Origin of the sequence: Dolichospermum sp. FACHB-1091 (assembly GCF_014697585.1) — a bacterium.
Lineage (GTDB): Bacteria > Cyanobacteriota > Cyanobacteriia > Cyanobacteriales > Nostocaceae > Dolichospermum.
The window spans coordinates 25889-48387 of record NZ_JACJSB010000033.1; the positions used below are offsets into that span (position 1 = coordinate 25889).

General features: G+C 36.1%; 25 protein-coding genes. 19 read left to right on the forward strand and 6 right to left on the reverse strand.

The window, feature by feature from the left end; genetic code table 11:
* Window positions 1–140 precede the first annotated feature (140 nt).
* The 6 genes from H6G25_RS17920 (at window position 141) to H6G25_RS17945 (ending at window position 5202) form a co-directional block, all read left to right on the forward strand.
* Window positions 141–314: a hypothetical protein gene (locus H6G25_RS17920; RefSeq protein ID WP_190393659.1), complete on the forward strand. Its 174-nt coding sequence runs from the start codon at window positions 141–143 to the stop codon at window positions 312–314.
* On the forward strand, window positions 311–2383 hold the full coding sequence (locus H6G25_RS17925) for an AAA family ATPase (RefSeq protein WP_190393660.1): 2073 nt from the start codon (window positions 311–313) through the stop codon (window positions 2381–2383). The genes H6G25_RS17920 and H6G25_RS17925 overlap by 4 nt, the downstream gene beginning before the upstream one ends.
* A 42-nt stretch (window positions 2384–2425) precedes the next feature.
* Entirely contained in the window at window positions 2426–3064 is a 639-nt protein-coding gene (locus tag H6G25_RS17930; protein ID WP_190393661.1) for a Uma2 family endonuclease, read from the forward strand.
* Window positions 3065–3096: 32 nt separating this feature from the next.
* Window positions 3097–3657, forward strand: a complete 561-nt coding sequence (locus H6G25_RS17935; RefSeq protein ID WP_190393662.1) for a Uma2 family endonuclease — start codon at window positions 3097–3099, stop codon at window positions 3655–3657.
* A 96-nt stretch (window positions 3658–3753) separates the two neighbouring features.
* Window positions 3754–4227, forward strand: a complete 474-nt coding sequence (locus tag H6G25_RS17940) for a DNA phosphorothioation-associated protein 4 (RefSeq protein ID WP_190393663.1) — start codon at window positions 3754–3756, stop codon at window positions 4225–4227.
* Between the two features lie 36 nt (window positions 4228–4263).
* Window positions 4264–5202: an HNH endonuclease gene (locus H6G25_RS17945; RefSeq protein ID WP_190393664.1), complete on the forward strand. Its 939-nt coding sequence runs from the start codon at window positions 4264–4266 to the stop codon at window positions 5200–5202.
* A gap of 10 nt (window positions 5203–5212) precedes the next feature.
* Here H6G25_RS17945 and H6G25_RS17950 read toward each other — a convergent pair whose 3' ends face one another.
* Window positions 5213–6811 carry a DGQHR domain-containing protein gene (locus H6G25_RS17950; RefSeq protein WP_190393665.1) on the reverse strand — a complete coding sequence of 533 codons (1599 nt, stop codon included), beginning with the start codon at window positions 6809–6811 and terminating at the stop codon, window positions 5213–5215.
* A 185-nt stretch (window positions 6812–6996) separates the two neighbouring features.
* On the opposite strand from H6G25_RS17950, the gene dndC reads away from it, so the two are divergent.
* The 9 genes from dndC to H6G25_RS17990 all read left to right on the forward strand — a co-directional run bounded on the left by dndC (window position 6997) and on the right by H6G25_RS17990 (window position 15800).
* On the forward strand, window positions 6997–8622 hold the full coding sequence (dndC, locus tag H6G25_RS17955; protein WP_190393666.1) for a DNA phosphorothioation system sulfurtransferase DndC: 1626 nt from the start codon (window positions 6997–6999) through the stop codon (window positions 8620–8622).
* 228 nt (window positions 8623–8850) lie between these two features.
* Window positions 8851–10839, forward strand: coding sequence for a DNA sulfur modification protein DndD (dndD, locus tag H6G25_RS17960; protein WP_190393667.1), 1989 nt, complete (start codon window positions 8851–8853; stop codon window positions 10837–10839).
* Between the two features lie 86 nt (window positions 10840–10925).
* On the forward strand, window positions 10926–11321 hold the full coding sequence (dndE, locus tag H6G25_RS17965) for a DNA sulfur modification protein DndE (RefSeq protein WP_190393668.1): 396 nt from the start codon (window positions 10926–10928) through the stop codon (window positions 11319–11321).
* 37 nt (window positions 11322–11358) lie between these two features.
* The gene (locus H6G25_RS17970) at window positions 11359–12867 is read left to right on the forward strand and encodes an AmpG family muropeptide MFS transporter (protein WP_190393669.1); all 1509 of its coding nucleotides are present in this window, start codon (window positions 11359–11361) and stop codon (window positions 12865–12867) included.
* Window positions 12852–13256: an ABC transporter permease gene (locus H6G25_RS17975; protein ID WP_190393670.1), complete on the forward strand. Its 405-nt coding sequence runs from the start codon at window positions 12852–12854 to the stop codon at window positions 13254–13256. The genes H6G25_RS17970 and H6G25_RS17975 overlap by 16 nt, the downstream gene beginning before the upstream one ends.
* 63 nt (window positions 13257–13319) lie before the next feature.
* Window positions 13320–13457 carry a hypothetical protein gene (locus tag H6G25_RS20940; RefSeq protein WP_206754782.1) on the forward strand — a complete coding sequence of 46 codons (138 nt, stop codon included), beginning with the start codon at window positions 13320–13322 and terminating at the stop codon, window positions 13455–13457.
* 22 nt (window positions 13458–13479) lie between these two features.
* Entirely contained in the window at window positions 13480–13965 is a 486-nt protein-coding gene (locus H6G25_RS17980; protein ID WP_242035015.1) for a GNAT family N-acetyltransferase, read from the forward strand.
* 78 nt (window positions 13966–14043) lie between these two features.
* Complete coding sequence (locus H6G25_RS17985; RefSeq protein ID WP_190393671.1) at window positions 14044–14799, forward strand: HEAT repeat domain-containing protein; 756 nt, start codon at window positions 14044–14046, stop codon at window positions 14797–14799.
* A 167-nt stretch (window positions 14800–14966) separates the two neighbouring features.
* Window positions 14967–15800, forward strand: coding sequence for a Uma2 family endonuclease (locus H6G25_RS17990; protein WP_190393672.1), 834 nt, complete (start codon window positions 14967–14969; stop codon window positions 15798–15800).
* Window positions 15801–16023: 223 nt separating this feature from the next.
* Here H6G25_RS17990 and H6G25_RS17995 read toward each other — a convergent pair whose 3' ends face one another.
* Together H6G25_RS17995 and H6G25_RS18000 are read right to left on the reverse strand one after the other, a co-directional pair.
* A complete protein-coding gene (locus H6G25_RS17995; RefSeq protein WP_190393673.1) occupies window positions 16024–17175 on the reverse strand; it encodes an LptF/LptG family permease in 1152 nt (383 codons plus the stop codon).
* Between the two features lie 345 nt (window positions 17176–17520).
* Window positions 17521–17877, reverse strand: coding sequence for a hypothetical protein (locus H6G25_RS18000; RefSeq protein WP_190393674.1), 357 nt, complete (start codon window positions 17875–17877; stop codon window positions 17521–17523).
* 335 nt (window positions 17878–18212) lie between these two features.
* Between H6G25_RS18000 and H6G25_RS18005 the strand changes: the two genes are divergently transcribed.
* Window positions 18213–18575, forward strand: a complete 363-nt coding sequence (locus H6G25_RS18005; RefSeq protein WP_190393675.1) for a hypothetical protein — start codon at window positions 18213–18215, stop codon at window positions 18573–18575.
* 103 nt (window positions 18576–18678) lie between these two features.
* Here H6G25_RS18005 and H6G25_RS18010 read toward each other — a convergent pair whose 3' ends face one another.
* The gene (locus H6G25_RS18010) at window positions 18679–20007 is read right to left on the reverse strand and encodes a TIGR03279 family radical SAM protein (protein ID WP_190393676.1); all 1329 of its coding nucleotides are present in this window, start codon (window positions 20005–20007) and stop codon (window positions 18679–18681) included.
* Window positions 20008–20186: 179 nt separating this feature from the next.
* A complete protein-coding gene (locus tag H6G25_RS18015) occupies window positions 20187–21113 on the reverse strand; it encodes an undecaprenyl-diphosphate phosphatase (protein WP_190393677.1) in 927 nt (308 codons plus the stop codon).
* 111 nt (window positions 21114–21224) lie between these two features.
* On the opposite strand from H6G25_RS18015, the gene H6G25_RS18020 reads away from it, so the two are divergent.
* Complete coding sequence (locus H6G25_RS18020) at window positions 21225–21443, forward strand: transposase (RefSeq protein ID WP_242035016.1); 219 nt, start codon at window positions 21225–21227, stop codon at window positions 21441–21443.
* Here the strand turns inward: H6G25_RS18020 and H6G25_RS21655 are convergent.
* Window positions 21420–21572, reverse strand: coding sequence for a hypothetical protein (locus H6G25_RS21655; protein ID WP_347239218.1), 153 nt, complete (start codon window positions 21570–21572; stop codon window positions 21420–21422). The genes H6G25_RS18020 and H6G25_RS21655 overlap by 24 nt on opposite strands.
* Before the next feature lie 4 nt (window positions 21573–21576).
* On the opposite strand from H6G25_RS21655, the gene H6G25_RS18025 reads away from it, so the two are divergent.
* The gene (locus tag H6G25_RS18025; protein ID WP_347239217.1) at window positions 21577–22035 is read left to right on the forward strand and encodes a DUF3172 domain-containing protein; all 459 of its coding nucleotides are present in this window, start codon (window positions 21577–21579) and stop codon (window positions 22033–22035) included.
* 108 nt (window positions 22036–22143) lie between these two features.
* The coding region (locus H6G25_RS18030; protein WP_190393679.1) for a recombinase family protein at window positions 22144–22499 on the forward strand (356 nt) is incomplete at its 3' end.

Below are 22499 nucleotides of genomic sequence, written 5' to 3' on the forward strand. Positions count from 1 at the left end.
CTATTAGACAGGGAATTTATTCCCTCGCTTCTGGCTACGTTAAAATTTGTAATGAACCAAAAGCTGGTTGTGCATTGCGATTATATAAAAATAGTATCAGAACTGGTTAAAATAGAAAATAAATTTATTACCGTTTTAAGATGATACCAGAAGCAAATATTGAAGATGTACAAGAACCAATTTCCAGCGCACCACCAGAGGTAAAGCAAATTATTGAAAGAGTATGGAGATTAGAAAAAAGTAGATTAGATAGAAAAAGCAAAGGCCATATTAATGATGATATTCTCACAATTGTTAAGGAAGCAGTACAATGAGGCTAACTTCGATTAAATTATGTAATTTTCGTTCCTTTTATGGAAAAACTCCAGAGATAATTTTAGCTAATGGAGATATTCGCAATACAACGATGATTTATGGTAGTAATGGAGCAGGTAAAACTAGTATTTTGAATGGGTTTACTTGGGTTTTATATGAGAAATTTAGTGCTGCTTTTGCGTCAACCGAACAGTTAGTAAATAAACGGGCGATCGCAGAATCTCAACCTGGTCAACCTGTAGAATGTTCAGTAGAAATTGGTTGGGAACATGAAAATATTCGCTATCGTGCTAAACGTGGTTGTCGAGTCTATAAAAACCAAAGTGATTTAATAGAAACTGGTAAGACTCAGTTAACTATGTGGTTAGGTGGAGATGATGGTCAATGGAAAATTCCTAATCAGTTACCAGAGGAAATAATTACCCAAATTCTACCATTAAGTTTACATCAATATTTTTTCTTTGACGGTGAACGTATTGAGGAAATTGTGCGTTCTCATAATAAAGCGGAAATTGCAGAAGCAATTAGAATTTTTTTAGGTGTGGAAGTAATTGAACTTTCTATTAAACACTTGAAAGAAGCAAAAAAGTCTTTAGAAACTGAGTTTAAAAATATTGGTGATTCAGAAACTAAACAGTTATTAACCAAGCAACAAAAACAAGAATTAGAAATTGAAACCATTAATAAACGTCAAACAGAAATAAATCAAGAATTAGAATATCAACAGGTATTTAAAAAGGAGGTCAGTAATAAACTAAGAGAATTGAGTGCTGTTAAAGAATTACAGGAAAAAAGGCAAAATTTAGAATCGCAAAGAAATAGTTTGCGATCAGAATTGAAAAAAACACGGGAGAATTTAAAAAAAGTTATTTCCGCACGGGGTTATACTGTTTTGCTAACAGAAACTACCGCTAAATTTCGGGAAATATTTACAGATTTAAAAAAACGTGGTGAATTAACAGCAGGGATTTCGCGGGAATTTGTCAATGATTTACTGAATACTGGACGTTGTATTTGTGGTGCAGATTTAAGGGAAGGAACTCATACTCATTTTCATGTGAAAAACCTAATGCGAAAAGCCGGTTCTTCAACTGTAGAAGAAACCGCAATTAGAATGAGCGCACAAGTTGACGAAATTGATAAACAAGCTGTTGCTTTTTGGGAAGAAGCGGATAGGGAACAATTAAGAATTCAACAGTTGAGGGAAAATCTCAATCAAGTCGAATTGGAATTAACAACTATTGAAGAACAATTACGAAAAGATCCCAATGAGGAAATTAGTAATTTACAAAAACGTCTGGATGAAATTGAATCTAAAATTGATGAATTAAATCGGGAACAAGGTGCAAATCACCAGGAACTTTCTCACTTAAAAATAAGTATGGATACTTTGATCAAACAAATATCTAAGCAAAAACAAAATGAGGAAAAACAATTTTTAGCACAACGTCGTATTAATGCTACTCAGGATGCTATTGAACGATTGTCAGAAGTGAAAAACCGTCAAGAAAATCAGTTTCGTCTGCAATTGGAACAGCGAGTACAGGAAATATTTTCAGAGATTTCTTTTACTCCCTATATTCCCAAAATTAGCGAAAACTATGAATTAAGTTTAGTAGAAAATACCACGGGAATTGAAGCACCAGTCGCAGCTTCTACGGGAGAAAATCAAATTCTCAGTCTGTCTTTCATTGCTAGTATTATTGATAAGGTGCGCGAGTGGAGTGAGAAGAAAAAAATGATGATGGTTCCCGATAGTAGCACTTTTCCGATTGTTATGGATTCCCCTTTTGGGAGTTTAGATGCTAATTCCCGTCGTCACATTGCGCGTACTATTCCTAAATTAGCAAATCAGTTGGTTGTGTTGGTGACTAAAACTCAATGGAGGATAGAAGTTGAGGAGGAAATTGTTGATAAAATCGGGAAGGAATATGTTTTGGTTTATTATTCTTCTAAGCCTAATTGTGAACAGGATTTTATTGAGTTACACGGGGAACGATATTCTTTGGTGCGACAGAGTTTGAATGGTTTTGAATATACGGAAATTGTTGAGGTGGAACGGAATTAATATATCTCACGCAAAGGCGCAAAGGCGCAAAGGAAGAAAGAAATGGTTGTTAGTTCTTTAAGTTTGGTGACAGATAGTTGGGTAAAGGTAAGTTGGGATGAATTTCTGGAAGTCGCTGAACATTCTGATTATCAGCACGGAAGATTTTATTTTTATCAAAATTATATGAGGGTAGAAATGTTACCAGTTGGTTCAATTCATGGAAATAATAATAATGTTGTTGCAAATGTTGTGAATTTTTATGCGACATTGAAAAACATTAAAATTAAAGGTTGGGTAAATACCAGTTTTCGCAGGACGAGTGAAGGAGAATGTCAACCTGATTTAGCTTTTTATATTGGGGATAAAATCAAATTTCCACCTTTGAATAATTCTCCTGTCAATATTAATGAGTTAGCAGCGCCTACTCTAGTGGTAGAAGTTGCTGCTTCTTCTATTAATGATGATTTGGGTTTTAAGCGACTACTCTATGAACGATTAGGTGTAAAGGAATATTGGGTAATGAATGCTAATAATAATGATATTATTGCTTTTGAAATTATTGACGGTGGGAGTAGAAGAATTGAGGAGTCCAAGGTTTTACCAGGTTTACAAATAGCTATTGTTCAGGAAGCTATTCAACGTAGTTTAACTCAAGATGATGGTGAAGTTAATCGCTGGTTGTTGCAAATTTTTAGTTAATTTATTTTACGGAAAATCAGGAGGTAAATGTTATGGTTGCTAATTTTGATACAAGTTATATGAGTCCTCTAGAGTATTTGGAGTGGGAGGAAAAGCAAGATATTAAATATGAATATATCAATGGTGAAGTTTTTGCTATGACCGGGGGAACTATTCCTCATAATGATATTGCTTTTAATTTAGCTTCTGGGTTAAAAAATCATTTAAAAGGTGGTAAGTGTCGTGTTAACATTGCTGATGCTAAAATAGGTATATCGGAAAATGGTCCGTTTACTTATCCTGATGTTGTTGTTAGTTGTCACCCTAAAGATAAAAAAGCGATTAAGTTTATTCAATTTCCTTGTTTAGTCGTTGAGGTGCTTTCTTCGAGTACGGAAGCTTATGATAGGGGGGGTAAGTTTCAGTTATATAGACAGATTCCAACTTTGCAGGAATATGTTTTAATTAGTGCTGATAAGGTAGGTTTGGATTGTTTTCGGTTAAATGATAGGGGTTTATGGGAGTTACATCCTTTTGTTGAGGGTGATGATGTACATTTGGTTAGTGTTGATTTTACTTTTCCTCTTTGTCTGGTTTATGAGGATGTTTTTTGATTTTTTTCTCTCGCAGAGTCGCAGAGGGGAGGGTGATTGTGTGGTATTAGTAAGTTAGCGTTGGTTTATGATGTTAGGGGTGTAGATTTTATAATTATGGCTGCAAATAGAATTAAAATTGCTCAAGATAAGGCTGAGTTAGTTAAATCGTTACTAGCTTCTAAGGAAACACCAGGACTTTTCCAAACTTATGTGGAGGTGATGATATTTGCAGCAGCATTAGGAATAAAGTATAAAAAAAGTGTTCCTTTGCGAGATACTACAAAAAGAGACCCTTCTCCAATTCCACAAGAAAATTTTGCTTCGCTGGGTTATGACAAAATTATAAAATTATTAGGAATTGTTGAGACAAATGATATCCAAATACTTGCTTCTAGAGAAGATGAATATGAGGATAAACGGACTCAAATATTTGAAGAATATGCTAATGGGGGATTAGAAATATTACAAACTGAATTACGCGGAGTTGTTGATTATGAGATACAATTTCTATTGATTTTAAGAAAAGCAATAGATTATCAAGAAAATAATATAGAAGGAGAATTTAATTTAACTAGATTTTTAAAATAATCCATTTTGTTCGCGTTTTTTAACAAGTAGTGAAATATGAATAATCTTCGTTTTTATTGTGAGAAGTTTTCTAATTTAAGAGTAAGTAATAGCCGAAAACGTGGTAATGCTCAATATAAACCAATATTACTTTTAACCGTAATTGATTTGATTATGAGAGGAGTTATTACCAATAATCAAATTTTTGTCTCAGATGAATTAATTCAAGCTTTTAATAAATATTGGAATGTTATTGGCTCACAATCTTATAAAGGGGGTTTACACTATCCATTTTTTCATCTGCAAAGTGAGAGATTTTGGCACGTAGAAATTAAAGCAGGTTTTAATAATTTACAACCAAAAACAACTAATCAATTAAAACAAGCTGTTGAATACGCATATTTAGACAGTGAATTATTTAACTATTTACAAGATGAATCTTGTCGAAAAGAATTAATTGATTCACTTGTAGCCGCTTTTTTCTCGGATAATGAAGATGAAATTGAAGAATTTTTACAAATTAATCAAACTTTTCAAGATTATCCAGAAGTAGAAAAACTAGATGATATTGAAAATTTACCTAACAACCCTAAATGGAGTTTAAAAAAAACACTAATTAGAAATGCTTTTTTTAGAAAAGCTGTTGTTTCTGTATATGATTGTAAATGCGCTTTTTGTGGGTTGAAAGTTAATAAAACGGGTAATCAAAATATTGTTGACGGCGCACATATAAAGCCGTTTTCTACATTTTATGACAGTAGAATACATAATGGAATAGCGCTTTGTAAAAATCATCATTGGGCTTTTGATAGAGGTTGGTTTGCTGTTGATGAAAAATACAAAATTATCGTTAGCAAAGACTTAGAAGAAATATCTCCCCATGCTAGAACAATAACAGAATTTCATGGGGAAATACTCATATTACCTAAAGTAGAGAAGTATTTTCCAGATATTGAAGCTTTACAATGGCATCGTTATAATATATTTCAGCCTTAATTAGCTATTATTATAAAATAACCGGAAGTCCTACATCTTGAGGTTTTACCAATTTTCCATCAAAACCTATAGTTTGTTCTTCTATGGTCCTAGCATTAGCTAAAGCCTTACGTAAAGCAGTAATTTCCATTTTTTCGGTCATTCCCCCCAAAATATAAATCAATAACTTCACAGCTAAATCTTTTCCTACTACTTGTACCCGCTTTTTATTCGGATCATATAAAACCCCATACCATAAAGATTGAGGATATTCCATACCACTAAAACCCCCTTGACGGTCAAATTTTTCTAACTTTTTAAAAATATCCGTCAAAGCAAAACCTTTTTTAAATACCAAATTTCCCAAAGCTTGCGCTAAAGCAATTTGAGAAACTGGACGAAATAGCATATTTCCCTCACCCCCGTCTTTTTCAAAATGGAAGCGACGTAAAACTGTTGTTTCTTCATGTTCCAATATTTTATAACTGGGAAGATTAGCTAAATGATCAAAAAGTAATCTAAAATCTGCAATTCCTTCCTGAATTTCTTCATTTTCTGGACGCATGGGAATTAACCCTTTTTCTAAAGGTTTCCAGTGAGGGAACTTTTGCCCCAAATATCTTTCAGACATATCTTGTAGGGCTTGTAAAGTCGTTAAAACCGTAGAATTAGCGGCTACTGTAGCACTATTCCAATTAACACGGGAATTGCGATTTGGCTTTGGTTCTAAAAGTGGATGTGTAACGGCAATTTTTCGCGCTACAATAGCAAAACCATCATCTTCATTTAATTGTGCTAACTGACCTTTACTTAAAGGTGCAGCCATCAAATTTACATGAACAAAAATTGATCTGATTCGTCGTTTTGCTTCTGTATGAGTTTCTCCAGCATTGACCGCACAAATAAATTCAATACCAATTTTTTCTTTAGATAAACTTTGTAAATAAGCAGGTTCTACTTGATATTTATCTATCAAATCAGATAAAGTAATAAAAGTTTCATCAGCAGTTTTATCTTTTTTATAACGTTGGAGTTTACCAGATTTAATTAATTCCATTAAGCCCTGTACACCCATTAATCTATGTTGACCATCTAAAGCATAAATTGTCACATTTTCTTCAGAAATATTCAGTAAACCAACCTTACCATCTTTATCTAAGGGTATAAAATCAGTCGTCGCTTTTTTAGCCCGTCCTTGACTATCCCACTCCGCTGCTTTGGGGTTATCTACCCAAGGTTGATTAATTACCACCAAAACAGCCGGAAATTTATGGTTTTTTCTTGCTGCTAAATACTGTACTAACGGGGCTTGACGCGACCAATCAACAGGTCGTTGTTGAATTTCATCAATGCTATCAGCATCAATTTCAATATTTTCCGTATCTGGGTTGTACTTTTTTTGCAGGAGAGGTAAACCTGACGCAAAATGTACCCGTCCCGCGAACCATTCCAAGGTGACAGAACCTATATAAGCCTCAGTACCACCCATTTCGGTTTTTTGGACAAGAATTTGGTCTTTTTTCTCTAAAAACCGGTTTAGCAGTAAAGCTAATACCTGTTTATCGTTATTTTCCCTTTCTAGATACTCATTAGCGAGTTGATTATTTAGTGTGTTTGTACTATCATTCATGTTAATTTTTAAAAACTTATTGACTAATTGTTGCTTTATTATCCAAAAAAATGGATACTAATGATGTTATTTTTTAAAATATTATGTTGCACGCATAAATATATGTATGTATCTATACTAAATAACTCCATTATGCTACGGGGAAGTATTGATTTTAGGTTCATGTATCTACAAGTAGGGGAAAAATGACTTATTCACAACAGCCAGAAAATAAAAATCAGCAAAATCGTACTGTACCAGAGTTAGTGGAGTATATCCAAGCTTTGACTACAGAAATTCAAGAATTGTATTGTTTAGATGAAATACCTTGGGTGGTAGGCTATTCAGGGGGAAAAGACAGCACTGCTACTTTACAGCTTATTTGGAATGCAATTTCTGGACTCCCACCGGAAAAAAGAACTAAACCAATTCATGTAATTACGACAGATACAGGAGTAGAAAATCCCTATGTTTCTGCTTGGGTAAAAAACTCATTAAAACAAATGGAAGTTGCTGCTCAAGAGCAAAAAATGCCAATACAACCTCATTTACTGCAACCAGAAACTAAACAAACATATTGGGCAGGTTTAATTGGTAAAGGCTACCCAGCACCGCGTAATAAATTTCGCTGGTGTACTGGACGATTAAAAATTGAACCTTCTAATCTTTTTATTCGTGATGTTGTGAGGGCTAGTGGTGAAACAATTGTTATTTTAGGAACTCGCAAAACTGAAAGCATAACTCGCGGTTTGATAATGATAAAACGTGAAGCAAGTCGAGTTAGAGAACGCCTTTGTCCTCATCCTAACCTAATAAATTCTCTACTTTATACACCAATTGAAGATTGGCGAACTGATGAAGTTTGGCTATATTTAATGCAGTTTTCAAACCCTTGGGGATATAGCAATAAAGATTTATTTTCTATGTATAGAGGTGCAACAGCAGATAATGAATGTCCTTTAGTTGTTGATACTTCTACTCCTAGTTGTGGTAGTTCTCGCTTTGGTTGCTGGGTTTGCACATTAGTTAATAGTGATAAATCTATGCAAGCAATGATTCAAAATGATGAAGAGAAAGAATGGTTGCAACCATTAGTTGATTTTCGTGCTGAATTAGATGTTGACCGTGACCGCGAAAAAAGAGACTTTCGCCGTATCTGGGGAGAAGTTCAACTATTTGAACGTAATGTAGACGGTGGAACATCTATTGAACCTATACCTGGACCATATACAAAATATTGGCGAGAATATTGGTTAAGAAAATTATTAACAGCGCAAAAAGAAATGCGTCAAAACGCGCCGGAAAATATGCGGGATATTACCCTGATTTCTCAAGCAGAATTAAGTGAAATTCGCCGAATCTGGTTAGAAGAAAAACACGAATTTGATGATAGTGTTCCCCGAATATATGAAGAAGTGACAGGAGAAGTATTTAAAGATCCCCGTCCTGGCGCAGATCAAAGTATACTTGGTAGTGATGAATGGGGAGTATTAGAAGAAATTTGTGAAGGTGACGGAATGCACTTAGAATTAATGGCCAGACTATTAGATACAGAAAGACAATTTAAGAAAAAAACTCGCCGTGTGGGTATTTACGAAAGCCTAGAAAAATGCTTTGATACAAGTTCCCGTTCTCCAGAAGTAGCCATTAGAAATGCCCATTTAAAAAGAGATTTACGACAAGCAGCATTAGAAGGTGATGTTGCTACAGTGCGGGAAAAAGTCAAACAATTAACATTAGGAGATACTCCCGATAAAGAAGAGAGTAAACCACAAACTTGGGCTAATTTCAAATATGCACAAAAGAACTCAGATAATAGCCCAGACCAATAGAATACTTCCTTCCCAGGGTAAGAATAACTTCTTCTTTCTTGTTCCTTTTTTCTTCGCGTTCTTCGCTCCTATCCCTTCGGGACGCTCTGCGAACGTGGTTCATTTAATCCATATTATTCGGTGGGAAGAAAGTAATATATTTAACCTTCCCATAGTCATCCGATAGATAACAATATCAATCTCAAATCCCAAATCTCAAATCCCAAATCTAAAATCCAAAATTGTATCATGATCTTCCTAGAATTAGTTCTGCAAAACTTCGGTCCTTATGCTGGTAAACAAATCATCAACCTTAACCCCCAAATTGATGAAGATAACGCCCGCCCCATTATCCTTTTAGGGGGAATGAATGGTGGCGGAAAAACCACCTTAATAGATGCCATTCGTCTCGCATTATATGGACAACGCGCCCAATGTTCAACTAGAGGAAATCTGAGTTATAGTGATTTTTTAACCCAATGTGTCAACAGTAAAGCTAACCCCACAGAAAAAACTAGAATTGAATTGGTTTTTGAACATATTGAAGAAGATAAACCCATACAATATCGAGTTGTACGGACTTGGGAAAAAAATCCGAAAGACGGTAAAGACCATTTAGGTATTTTAGGAGATGATGAAACTTGGCCAATTGATTCTTTAGTTAATATTTGGGATGAATATATAGAAAATATCCTACCTTTAGGTATTTCTAATTTATTTCTCTTTGACGGTGAACAAGTTAAAGAACTTGCAGAACAGGAAATACCACCACCCATAGTTGTTGACGCAATTAATGGACTTTTGGGTTTAGAATTAGCAGATAAATTAGCAATTGATTTAGAGATTTTAGTCAATCGCAAAAAACGAGAATTTGCAGATAATAAAGATTTAGGTAAATTAGAAGAAATTGAGACTAAACTTCATGAAAAACAGCAAGAATATGAAAATAATCGGCAAAGACTAGCAACTGTTAATATAAAAGTTGCAGAATTAGAAAAAATTCAGGAAGAAGCTTTAGATAAATTTGTGAATGAAGGTGGTAAAATTGCTGCTGAACGTAGTCAATTAGAAAAACAAAGAGAAGAGAAAATCAAACTTGCGAATAATGTCCGTGAGTCCTTATGTGAACTAGCTGATGATGTTTTACCTTTAGCGTTAATTAGTCCTTTATTATCTCAAATTCAAAGACAGGGAGAAAAAGAAATGAAAACTCAACAAATTCAATTAGCTAAAGATGTCTTAATTGCGAGAGATGAAAGATTAATGAATTGGCTAAAACAATTAAATCTAGAAAATACTAAAATTAGTAATATTCAATCCTTTTTAGCTGAGGATATCAATAATTTATATAGCAATAAATTATCAACAGAAAATACCTGGTTAAATGCAGATGAAGAAAGTTTAAGTTTAGTTGACAATATAACCTATCGGTTGCAAATTGGTCAAAATACAGCCCAAAAACAATTAGATGAATTAACTAATTATGAAGAAGAAATACTCACCCTAGAAAGACAAGTACAAACAGCGGCCGCACCGGAGGAATATATGAAATTACAAAAAGCAGTTAAGGAGGCACAAACTGGATTTAATCAAATTAAATATCAAGCAGAAATGATGAATCAAAAACTGATAGAATTAGAAGCAGAAACCAAAAAATTGAGACAAGAATTAAATGAATATACAGTAGAAAATCTTAAATATCAAAATAGTGAACATATTATTGATTCGGCGACAAAAGTTCAACAAACATTAAAGATATTTCGAGAAAGATTAACCCTGAGAAAATTGAATAAATTAGAAGAAGAAGTAAAAAACTGTTTTCTATATTTATTACATAAATCAGACCTAGTACATCGCATAGCCATAGACAGTAAAACCTTCGGTTTATCATTATATGATTACAATGGAAAACCGGTTCCCAAACATCGGCTTTCAGCAGGAGAAAAACAACTATTAGCGATCGCATTTTTGTGGGGATTAGCTAAAGTATCAGGAAGACGTTTACCCATAGCCATAGACACCCCCTTAGGAAGACTAGACTCCTCCCACCGTAACAACCTAGTAGAAAGATACTTTCCCTCAGCCAGTCACCAAGTAATTCTCCTTTCCACCGACACCGAAATCGCTAAAAAAGAATATCAAAACCTGAAAGAAACCGAAGCCATAGCCCGTGAATACCTACTCCAATATAACTCCAACAAACGAGAAACCACAATCAAACCCGGTTATTTTTGGTAAACTCCAACTCCTCTTAATTTCTTCCTTTGCGTCTTTGCTCCTTAGCGCCTTTGCGCGAAACTCAATTCATATTTTTTACCAAAATCATGGAATCACCAATAGAAAGAATCAAACTTTCCCAAACAGCCAAAGAACAACTACTCAAACTCAAACGCAGCACCAAAATCGAACAATGGAACATATTATGTCGGTGGGCTTTTTGTCGTTCCCTTGCAGAACCCGCAGCGCCGTCACCCGTACCTATTCCCCAAGATAGCAACGTGGAGATGACATGGCGGGTTTTTGGGGGAGAAATAGCGGATATTCTGCTGTTAGCACTCAAACAACGGTGTTACAACGACGGTTTAGATACAGATAGAGAGACCCTAATTACCCAATTTCGCTTACACTTACATAGAGGTATTGGCTACCTAGCAGGAGATCAGAATATTAAGAAAATTGAAGATCTAATTGAACTGTCCACAAAGAAAGTAAAATCATGATTTTACTTTCTTTAGCCGGCATAGCAAGATCATCTCTATGAAAGAAATTCAAGCACTGCGACAGGCCTTCCAAAGCCAGAAAATGGTTGCTCTACTATTACTAGGCTTTGCATCAGGTCTGCCCCTATTTCTTACCAGTAGAACCCTACAACTATGGATGCAAGATGCTAAAGTTGATATTGCCAGCATTACCTTATTTGGCTTATTAGGTTTACCTTATTCCTTAAAATTCCTGTGGTCGCCGCTATTAGATAGATTTACACCACCATTCTTAGATGGAAGAAGAGGATGGTTAATTATCACCCAAATTGGGTTAGTATTAGCGATCGCTACCCTTGCCATTCAACAACCAGCCCAAAACGACCAGATATTACAAATCCTCGCCATCAACTGCCTGATTATTACCTTCCTCAGTGCCACTCAGGACATCGCTGGGGATGCCTACCGTACCGACATTTTAAACCCCCTAGAGGCGCAACTAGGTACATCTGTGTGGGTATTAGGCTACCGGATCGCCCTATTTATTACCAGTTCCCTGTCCTTAGTTTTAGCAGATTATCTCCCTTGGAATCTAGTATATTTGCTCATGGCAGTAATTATGGCGGGCAGTATATTTACTACCTTGTGGTCACCCGCAGAATACAAACTGCAAGACAAAACACAACTAGCGCCCATTTCCAGGGAAGACGTGATTTTTATAGTCTTGATCACTTTACTAGTAGCAGGGTTAATTGCCGGCGTTTTTGTGGGCTTCATTCCCCTACCTGTATTTTATTGGTTACTAGCAGGATTATTAGTCGCTTGGATCATAGCATCATTATTATTACCAGACTCTCTCCTGGGCGAAGTTCAAGAAGATAGTCCCCCTCAAAACTTACAAACAGCTATTTTCCTGCCCTTTAAAGAATTTTTCCACCGCTTTGGCATCAAACAAGCCAGTTTAACACTAGTTTTTATTCTCCTCTATAAACTAGGTGATTCCCTCGTCAGCATTACAGCCAACTTATTTCTGAGAGAAATAGACTTTACCAAAACCGAGATAGGCGCAATCCAAGCGGGAATGGGATTTCTCGCCACCACCGTCGGCGTATTAGCTGGGGGTGTGATCATAACCAAAATTAACTTAAATCGCAGTTTGTGGGTATTTGGGGCGCTGCAATTATTGAGTAACTTAGGTTATTATGCCTTAGCAGTAGCTCACAGAAAAGATTATTCTCTGTTAGTCATCGCCGTAAACATCGAAAACTTCTCTACTGGATTAGTCACAGTCGCTACAGTCGCCTTTTTAATGCGTCTCTGTAACCACCGATTCACAACCACCCAGTTTGCGTTATTCTCCAGCCTCATGGCCATTAGTCGAGAGGTACTTTCCGCCTCCGCCGGCAGTTGGGCTACAGCCAGAGGTTGGCCGACATTTTTCTTGCTCTCTCTTGTGGCAGCGTTACCTGGTTTGCTACTATTACCGATGGTTGCCCCTTGGAATCCCAAACCGTTAGCAATTAACAGACCAGGACTAGAAGAAGAAGATATATGGGACCTCAAGTAATTATTATTGCTGGTACATTTGTTCTCATAGTCACGGGTTTATTACTGGGCTATGTGATCTCACAATTAGTTCTGCAAAATCTGGCTTTTAATTTCCTCACACTACTAGGAACAATTAGCCTGATCTTGATTTTTGGTGCGCTCTATTACGTCTTATTTTGGCAATTACGAAGAGAAACCCAAAAAACAGTCACTCCCACCATACCCAAGCAACCAGACGCAGAATTTACCAGCAATTACTTAAAAAATCGCCTAATTGCTAGATTATCTGGAGATGTGGCTGCTGCGGAAAGACTCATTCAACAAGCTAAAGAAAATGTTCCCGGAATGCCAGAAAATTGGTATTGTGAAAAGGTCTTAGATGAATTAGACCAAAATCAGGAATCCTAGCCAGCCTTCACCAAATTGGAATAATTGCTAAAATCAAGATAGTTCCTATTTATTCAAAACACCATGGCCTTTATACGTCAATATATCGCCCCTTTGATTGCAGTCTTGATTTTTACCTTTGCTTTAGTCGCGGTCAGCGCCCGAATCTTTTTACCATCGGACATGGCAGCCCCCGCACCTATTGGGATCATAATTAAGTAAGTAATTGGGGAATCAGTCTATTTTGAATTTACTCCCAGGCTATGCTATTGAGCAAGGTTCTACTGTAGATCAAGCCCTCTTGGTAAAATTCATGGAGCGGACTTACCAAGAACAATTTCCCAATCAAAACTTTTCTCACCTAACCCGTACCGTTGAACAATATTTCTCCCGTGATACCCCTTTATGGTGGGTATATGACGAACAGGAAACAAAAAATCAGCACCAATCACCCATAGGCTGTCTTTGGGTGGGAAATGCTATAGATCAGGTCAGGGGCGATCGCCATCCCCATATTTTTCTTCTCTATGTGATGCCAGAATATCGCCATAGAGGTATTGGCAAAGCATTAATGAATTATATAGAAAATTGGGCTAAACAAAGGGGATACGGACAAATCGGACTACAAGTATTTCAAACAAACACACCCGCATTAGATCTTTATCATCAACTCGGTTATCAAGAACAATCCCTCTGGATGGTAAAATCACTTCAGTCGCGTGAGAATTGACAATTAACAATTGACAATTGACAATTAGTAATTCATGAATTACCAGCATCCAGGAATAGGGGTTACAGTGGAATCATTATGTACGACGAATACGAACTAAGCCTACTTGATACCGAAGGGGAGCTTATTACCCCCCTAGACCAAATAGAACCACTTAATGAATCAGAAGTAGAAAAACCTGATGTAGAATTAATGCTGGTACTCCTGAAAAATCCCCAGCCCCAACAACGGATGTTAGCAGCGCGTGCTTTTTGCGATCTTCAGGATCAACGAGCTACACCCCATCTCATCCATCTATTAACAGATAACTGTCCTCTAGTGCGAGTCAGTGCCGCTTATGGTATCGGCCGCAACCCGTCCTCGGAAGCCGTAGCACCATTAATTACCCAACTCAACCGCGATTGGAACGGTTATGTTCGCAAAGGAGTAGTATGGGCTTTAGGAAACTGTCGTGATTTTCGTTCCTTAGCACCCCTCACAGATGCCCTCAGAACCGATATTTCCGCAGTTCGTCTCTGGTCAGCCAGCGCCCTAGCACAGATGACAGAAGTAGGTTATGAAGCCATTGTAGGTGCTATTCCTGCCCTGATTGAAGCCTTGGTTAAAGACCCTGTAGCTGCTGTGCGTAGTAACTCCGCTTGGACAATCGGCCAGCTTTGTAAAGAACTACCTTCTAATGTCGTCTATGCTACAGCCATAGACGCGCTAATTCAAGCTTTTGCTGAAGACAAAGACTTAGGAGTGAGAGAAGACACTAAAGCCGCGCTTCTGGGGGTAGGAGATCCTCGCGGTTTGCAATTAATCGAAACCCTCGAACAAGAAGGATGGTTTTAGGCCGTGAATCATCTGTTGAATAGTTGAATATAATAAGTCTTGATTAATTCCTCTACTCCCGCTACAGGGAAAATACTGGCATTCAACAGATATTTAATTAATCAATATTCTTCTTTAAGAATCATATCATCTGATAAAATCAGAATAAATCAACCTTTATGGCACTTATGGCAACCCTACTCAGTGAAATTAAATCACAGACTGGACTGGTCATCTCCTGGGAAGCCTTACCCGATGATTTTCAGTTAGAGGACGAACCAGTGGAAAATACAGGACAACCACTTTTAGCGGGGGCTTTACGTGAAAGTTTAGAAATCAGTGGATTTATACAACCACAGATGTTAATTGCGGCTAATTTTGGGCTATGTGCCACATTAAATGGGCAATTTGTGGCTAAAGCGCCAGATTGGGTATACATACCTTCAGTGAAAGAGATATTACCAGAAAGGAAAAGTTATACACCCAACTTAGAAGGGGATGTACCGGCAATAGTAATAGAGTTTTTATCAGATCAAGACGGTGGGGAATATTCAGTTAAACGTACCTATCCACCGGGAAAATGGTTTTTTTATGAACAAATTTTACAAATCACCACTTATATAATTTTTGAGCCAGAGGGGGGATTATTAGAATATTATCAATTGGAAAATGGACGTTATGAATTAAAGCAACCAGATGAGAATGGTCGTCATTGGGTTGATACCATGGGACTATTTTTAGGAACATGGAGAGGTGCAAAGGAAGGTCGTACTGGCTATTGGTTGCGATGGTGGGATAAAACAGGTAATTTGTTACCTTGGGCTGTAGAATTGATTGAACAGGAACGTCAACGGGCTGAACAGGAACACCAACGGGCTGAACAGGAACGTCAACGAGCAGAACAGGAACACCAACGGGCTGAACAGGAACACCAACGGGCTGAACAGGAACGTCAGGAAAAGGAACGGCTAATAGCTTATTTGCGATCTCAGGGGATTGATCCTAATAACGTAAGTTGCTAAGTAGGTTGGCGTTAGAAATTCTTATGACAAGGGAACAGGGAACAGGGAACAGGGAACAGAAAAGAGGTTTCGGGCAACTTTACTTTTCGTTACTTATGTCGGTTTTTTTCCGTTCACCTACTTAGTTAGGCACAACGTCAGAATCAGGATGTCCAGGATTAAAGGATAAACAGGATGAAAACGGGATTTTATTACCAATTACCCATTACCTATTACCCATTACCTAAATTTTTTTAATTAATATATAGAAGCCAAAAACTGTAGCCAAAATATTTGGTAGCCACATTACATAAATTGAGATATTTTCTGATATAATCAAAGCATGAATAATCGCCTCAAATATTTTTATTAACCAGAGAATTACTAAAGTAATTGTCAAACTATTATATTTAATTCTTGGTTGTAAATTAATTCCTATAGCTGCACCCAAGAAAGCCAATACAGCACAGGAAGATGGTAGGGTAAATCTTTTTTGAAAATTAACTTGTAATTTGATTATATTCGGAATATTCCCGGCTTTTTTCGCAACTAACAATCGTTGATAAATTTGTAATATATTCATTTCTCTGTCATCTAATTTTTCCCTATCGAGTTGAAATTGTGAAGATATATGAGAAAGATCAAGAGGAATTTTATCAAATTTAATTCCCTGACCATAAGAACCATCTGGATTAATTATACTCTTGATACCGTCATAGAAATACCAATATTTTTCTCTTTGATTCCATTCAGCAAATTTAGATTTTATAATTACCTTTAATCCTTGGGTATCTCTAATTAATAAGGTAACTTCTTTCATTTTTCCATTGCTAAATCTTTCCGCGTAAAAGAAGTATTTAAGATAATTATTTTCATCTGATATTTGTTCATGATTCCTGTTAGCTAATTCCTTATAAACAATGTCATTATTTTTAATATCCCATCTATTTATATTCATCGCTTTTTCTAAAGTAATAGCAGCTTGATAGTTAGAGACAGGAACAATAAATTCATTAACAATAAATAGGATTAATGAGAGAATAAGACTGAGATTAATAGCTGGATATATTAACTTATATAAACTTATTCCACAACTTTGTAAAGCAATAATTTCCCTGGTACTTGATAATTTATCATAAACGAATATTGTGGTCATTAAAATAGCAATTGGTACAGCAAAAACAATAAATTCAGGTAGTTTAAGAATGTGTAAATATATTAAAGTACCCAAAGATATTTGTTCCGTCAGGAGAAAACTAAATTGCTCGAATGATATACCGATTGATTCCGCAACAACAGTAACAATAACGATGGTAAATAGTAAAATCGGGATGATTTCTGAGATTAAATAGCGCTCTAGTAATGATATGTGAGGAAAAATATTTATTTTTTTCATTTATCATTTTGCAGGTTATGTAGTTACAGCGGTTAACGATATTTTGATCAGGACTTACGCAAAATATCTCTCAAACCCTCTTTTCTTCGTTCTCTTCGTTCCTTCGTGGTTCATTATTCCGTGACTTGTGCGTAAGTCCTATTGATATACAGAGATTAGTGATAAAAATTTTGTGGTGCGCTTATTAATCTTATTTTTGTTTTTCGCAAACTTGGTTGAAGTTATTTTTGGAAATGTTGGGTTTCGCTGTCGCTCTACCCAACCTACTACTCTAAATATTGCATAAGAGTAATTCATAAATTACCCCTACTTTTGTTTTTACGTAAGTCCTATTTATGTTTCACTTTAACTTCTGATAAAAGCACGTGCTTGACTAGCTGCTGCTCGTACTTCAGCTTGACAGGTAGTATTTCTTTGACTGTTACCATATCTGTTTACACACTCCCCTGCTCCCTCCGTAGCCGCTCTATTGATATCTGCAGAAGTTGTACTTTTAGTAACTGTATAACTTGTTCCCAGTGAGGGAACACTAACAGTCAAAGATGGAGGGGTAGTAGGGGGTGTAACTACCCCTCTATCTGATGTATTACCCCCTCCACTAGATGTGGGGGTATTACTTGATGTACCTCCACCACAGGAGGTAATCATTAAACCAGTGAGTAGAAATCCGAAAAGCCTGTGGGTTGAAAAAATTCTTAACATAAAGTAGTTATTACACCTAGATTTACTTATTTCATTGTAAATCTAGAAATTTCAACTCCTGTGTAAGTAATGACTATCTTTTGCTTATTTTATGATTAACTTATGGGAAAATAAATAAATAACGTTGCCAGTATTTGTGCATTCGTTTTAGACAACTTGGAGAGATAAGATACCCGTTTTGCAATAGTTTCATTCAAAAATGACCTGCAAACTACAGTAGTTACTGATATTCACAAAATACAGATATTAATGATAAAATTCTTGTAGTGCGCGTATCTTACCTACCAATGCTCTACCGCACTCAAGCTGAACGTGCTGTATATATTTTTTAGGTGATGAGAAGCCCTGACAATGATAAAAAAAAGAAAAGAATTGTCGTTACAGCTTCTTATGAAGGACTAAAGAAGGCCGAAACGGCTTTAATTAGGCTAGGATTTGAATCAAAATCTAATTTTGCTAAATATCATTCATCTAGAACTACTGTCACCAAGTTTTTTCAGGGTAAACCAATTTCAGTTGAATCCTTTAAAAGAATATGTAAAGGGTTAGAATTGGACTGGGAAGATTGTTTACAAACAAAAGAAATAATTATTACTGACCAAGAGGAAGTGACAAGAGAAACACTTTATCTTCAAATAACTTTAACAGACGGTCAAACTCAAATAGTGAAAGGGGTGATTTTTTTTAAGGTGATCTAGAATAGACATCTGGAGATAGAGTAAAGATTGTAGAAACCCCATATTTAGCACATTTAATTTTAATTTTCACCAGATGTCTAATTTATTGAAAAGTCCAAATTTATTACTGACGAATACAAGTTTTAATTAATTCCTCCACTCCTGACACAGGGAAAATGCTGACATTTAATTGTTGAGATACTTCTTCAACCGTCATATCATCTAGAAATACTAGTTCCCCGTGTTTAAGCATAACCCTAGGTAACAAAATTCCCTCTCCTAAATCTTGTCCTTTGAGATTTAACAGTAAATCATGTCCTGTTAATAAACCAGTCACACTGATACTTTGACCCCAATAATCACTACACAAAGGCTGCATATTTACCTCTAAACCTTCTACAGTGTTTAATTGCTGTAATAGTGGTTTAAATGCTGTTTCCACCGCATTACCGACGACCCAAGTTAATCTACGTCGGTGTGTAATTTTCGGTGGTAATAGTATTTTTGCAGTTTCGGTAAATTGTTTAATAAATAAGCGAATTGAACCCACACCATTATCAATTTGGGGGTATTCTTCATATTCAGCTTCCGTAGGTAATTCTTCTCCCGCAATTAAAAACCATTCATCAGCTAACCATACCACACTAGAGGCATATTTTTGGCGAAATTCCGCAGCTAGTAATTTAACTTGACAAATTACCTCCCGCGCTTTTTCCCGCGTTACAGGGATTAATTCATCTTCTTGGGGACGAAACCGCGTTAAACCCACGGGAACAACTGCTACTGATGCTACCGTTGGTAATTCTCCAGTATAAAAAGATGTGAGGTCTTTTAAGGTCTTTTCGAGATGTTCACCGTCATTTATACCCGGACAAACAACGACTTGGGCATGAATTTGTAATCTTCGTTCTTGAAACCAGCGAATTTGTGATAAAATTTCACCTGCGCGATGGTTTTTTAAAAGTCTAATTCTTACCTCCGGTTCTGTGGAATGTACAGAAACATATAGAGGTGATAATCGCATTTGTTCAATTCTTTGCCATTCTTTAGCGGTTAAGTTCGTTAAAGTCAGATAAGAACCATAGAGAAAGCTTAATCTATAATCATCATCTTTTAAATATAAGCTGGTGCGTTTACCCGGTGGTTGTTGATCAATAAAGCAAAAAGGACAACGGTTATTACACTGAATTAAACTATCAAATAAAGCTGTGGCAAATTCTACACCTAAATCATCATCATAATCTTTTTCAATTTCTACATAATGGGTTTTCCCTGTCGTATCTAAAACTTCTAATTCAAGAATTTCCTCAGCGCACAAAAACTGATAATCAATTAAATCACGGGGTTTTGTGCCATTAATACTAACAATCATATCACCAACCTCAAAGCCAATTTCTTCAGCAATTGAGTCAGGAAGCACCTTAGTAATTTTAGCAGGTTGAATAGTAGTCATGAGTCAGTGGTCAGTTGTCAGTGGTCAGTTGTTTGTTGTCCCTTAGATTTCCGATTTAGCGATATTTTATTGACTAAATCTATATTATTCTCATAGTAAGGGAGTAGAAATTAATTTAAGACAAGTAAAATCTAAAATTTAATACCCAATTCCCAACTACCGTCAATATTATAACAGAGTTATCCTGGCCAACCTGCGGCAATGGCTAATAAGATGGAAATACCAAAAGCCAATCTATACCAAACAAAAACCAAGGTATTTTTAGTTTGTAAGTATTTGATTAAAAAGGCAATTGATAAATAAGAGAAAATAAAGGTAGAAATGATACCAATAATTAACAAAATCACAATATTATCTGGTAACTCATGAGCTTGAAACATTTTCAATATTTTCAAACTTTTGTACAAAGTCGCAATTGTCAAAGTTGGAAATCCTAATAAAAATGAAAATTTCGCTGCTGCTTCCCTTTTTAACCCTAAAAATAAGCTTGTGGTTAAGGTTGAACCAGAACGAGAAACTCCGGGAACTAAAGCTAAAGTTTGTCCCAACCCTACCAAAATCCCATCTCGAATTTCTAAAGCATCAAAACCCCGTTTCCGAGTGCCAATTTTTTCGGCTAAACCCAGTAAAAATGCCATAATAATTGACATGATCGCAATAATTAAGGAACTTTCTGGAATTACATCTTTGAAAACAAAACCAATTGTTAAAGCTGGAATTGTCCCCGCAGCAATTCCCACAACAATTTTCCAATCTTCCCTTTCCCAGTCTTTATTTTTAAAAGCTTTAATTGCACCTTTAACTAAACTAGAAATCACAGACCAAAAATACCATAAAATAGCAATTACACTACCAAATTGAATAGCATCAACAAAATCTTTATCACCAAGTTCTTTCCAACCAAATACTTTTGTAAAAATTATTAAATGTGCTGTACTACTAATTGGTAAAAACTCTGTAATTCCTTGGACAATACCTAAAATAAATGCCTCTATGATTCCTTGAACTAAATCAACTTGACTACTGACTGCTTCACTAGGTGATGTTATTTGTGATATTTGTAGCAAAAGTATATTTATACTACTTATTTCTAAGATTGTTGTCATTAACCAGACTCCTAAAATCAATGCGTAATTCTAGCAAATTATCCAACTTTACTTGGTTGTGGTCAGTCTTTTTATGGGAAATCTTATCATGGGACTTAGAAAAAAAGACAATTGGAATATAAAAGTCAAAAGTTCGCAAGTAAATTAATCCTGGTTAATAAATTTTTCCCTAGCTCACAGATATGTTATAATCGTGGTAGTCATCGTCACAAAATGCCATTAAAAAACCACATTTATCTATGTCCTGATTGTGGACACACAGAAGACAGAACGGTACAATACTTTTACAGTCCAACTTTCATCCTTTCATCTGAAATTGACAGCCCGTGAAAGAGACAACTCCCGCAGCCATGCCACCATGTTTTGACAAGTAGCGAAAATGAGACGTAAATCTTTTAATAATAGACCAAATAATACCCCTAAAGCCTCTATTTTCCAATCTCCGATCTTTAACTTCACCAGCATTGCTATTTTTGGAGGGGTGCTGATTTTGGGAATTGGAATTGGGATTGCGTTTAGTTCTACAACTACATTGAGTTCGTCAAATGTGGCTTCCCGTGAGTTCATTGACACCAGAGCGCCCAATCCTGAGATCTGCGTCCAATATGGAGCTAGTGCAATGGTGATGGATGCTAGATTATTTGTCACTCTTAATCCCTTTAATGTCTATGTTGCCCAGCCTAATATCCGCCCTGGATGTGTAATTCGTCAAAATAACTGGGCAATTTTGGAAAATAAAAAACTTGTGACTTCAGATCAGGTCAGGGAATGTAAAAACCGTTTGAATACCTTTGGCTTTACAGGGGACTTAAATAGTGAAAAGCCTGATATTAGATGTATATATCAAAATGAATCCGCTCAAAATTTCTTTTTATCTCAACCTGGGGCTGTGGGAACTCCTCAAGATACGGAAAGATTTTAAATACAGGGGTCAGGAGAAAGATTTTTCTTTCCCTTTTCCCCTTTTCTGAAAGGAGTTTAGCTAGTTAAATATTTGCCAACTAATACTAACTAATGCTATGCTTTTCTTATGGCATACATACCACTTAGAAAAGCGGTCGAATTTCTGGGATTGCATCCAAACACCTTGAGGAGATATGTAGATGAGGGGAAAATCAAAAGCATTAAAAACCCGGCAGGACAAAGATTATACGATGTCGAATCATACATCACGGGCGATTCAATTAGAACTCCCACTATTTGCTACTGCCGGGTTAGTTCCTCAAAACAGCGAGATGACCTTGATAGACAAATCGCCTATATGCAATCCCTGTACCCAGACGCAGAAATCATCAAAGATATTGGCTCAGGACTCAACTTCAAAAGAAAAGGTCTGCGCTCCAAACTGGACAGACTTTTGCAAGGAAATAAATTCATCCTTGTTGT

Bases quoted from the DNA above. Each gene is read 5' to 3' on its own strand.
- H6G25_RS17950 (WP_190393665.1), bottom strand. From the start codon at position 6,811: ATGAATGATAGTACAAACACACTAAATAATCAACTCGCTAATGAGTAT.
- H6G25_RS17985 (WP_190393671.1), top strand. From the start codon at position 14,044: ATGTACGACGAATACGAACTAAGCCTACTTGATACCGAAGGGGAGCTT.
- H6G25_RS18015 (WP_190393677.1), bottom strand. From the start codon at position 21,113: ATGACAACAATCTTAGAAATAAGTAGTATAAATATACTTTTGCTACAA.
- dndE (WP_190393668.1), top strand. From the start codon at position 10,926: ATGGAATCACCAATAGAAAGAATCAAACTTTCCCAAACAGCCAAAGAA.
- H6G25_RS17940 (WP_190393663.1), top strand. From the start codon at position 3,754: ATGGCTGCAAATAGAATTAAAATTGCTCAAGATAAGGCTGAGTTAGTT.
- H6G25_RS17935 (WP_190393662.1), top strand. From the start codon at position 3,097: ATGGTTGCTAATTTTGATACAAGTTATATGAGTCCTCTAGAGTATTTG.
- H6G25_RS17970 (WP_190393669.1), top strand. From the start codon at position 11,359: ATGAAAGAAATTCAAGCACTGCGACAGGCCTTCCAAAGCCAGAAAATG.
- H6G25_RS18005 (WP_190393675.1), top strand. From the start codon at position 18,213: ATGAGAAGCCCTGACAATGATAAAAAAAAGAAAAGAATTGTCGTTACA.
- H6G25_RS17930 (WP_190393661.1), top strand. From the start codon at position 2,426: ATGGTTGTTAGTTCTTTAAGTTTGGTGACAGATAGTTGGGTAAAGGTA.
- H6G25_RS17975 (WP_190393670.1), top strand. From the start codon at position 12,852: ATGGGACCTCAAGTAATTATTATTGCTGGTACATTTGTTCTCATAGTC.
- dndC (WP_190393666.1), top strand. From the start codon at position 6,997: ATGACTTATTCACAACAGCCAGAAAATAAAAATCAGCAAAATCGTACT.
- dndD (WP_190393667.1), top strand. From the start codon at position 8,851: ATGATCTTCCTAGAATTAGTTCTGCAAAACTTCGGTCCTTATGCTGGT.
- H6G25_RS18000 (WP_190393674.1), bottom strand. From the start codon at position 17,877: ATGTTAAGAATTTTTTCAACCCACAGGCTTTTCGGATTTCTACTCACT.
- H6G25_RS17990 (WP_190393672.1), top strand. From the start codon at position 14,967: ATGGCAACCCTACTCAGTGAAATTAAATCACAGACTGGACTGGTCATC.
- H6G25_RS17925 (WP_190393660.1), top strand. From the start codon at position 311: ATGAGGCTAACTTCGATTAAATTATGTAATTTTCGTTCCTTTTATGGA.
- H6G25_RS20940 (WP_206754782.1), top strand. From the start codon at position 13,320: ATGGCCTTTATACGTCAATATATCGCCCCTTTGATTGCAGTCTTGATT.
- H6G25_RS17995 (WP_190393673.1), bottom strand. From the start codon at position 17,175: ATGAAAAAAATAAATATTTTTCCTCACATATCATTACTAGAGCGCTAT.
- H6G25_RS18010 (WP_190393676.1), bottom strand. From the start codon at position 20,007: ATGACTACTATTCAACCTGCTAAAATTACTAAGGTGCTTCCTGACTCA.
- H6G25_RS17945 (WP_190393664.1), top strand. From the start codon at position 4,264: ATGAATAATCTTCGTTTTTATTGTGAGAAGTTTTCTAATTTAAGAGTA.
- H6G25_RS17920 (WP_190393659.1), top strand. From the start codon at position 141: ATGATACCAGAAGCAAATATTGAAGATGTACAAGAACCAATTTCCAGC.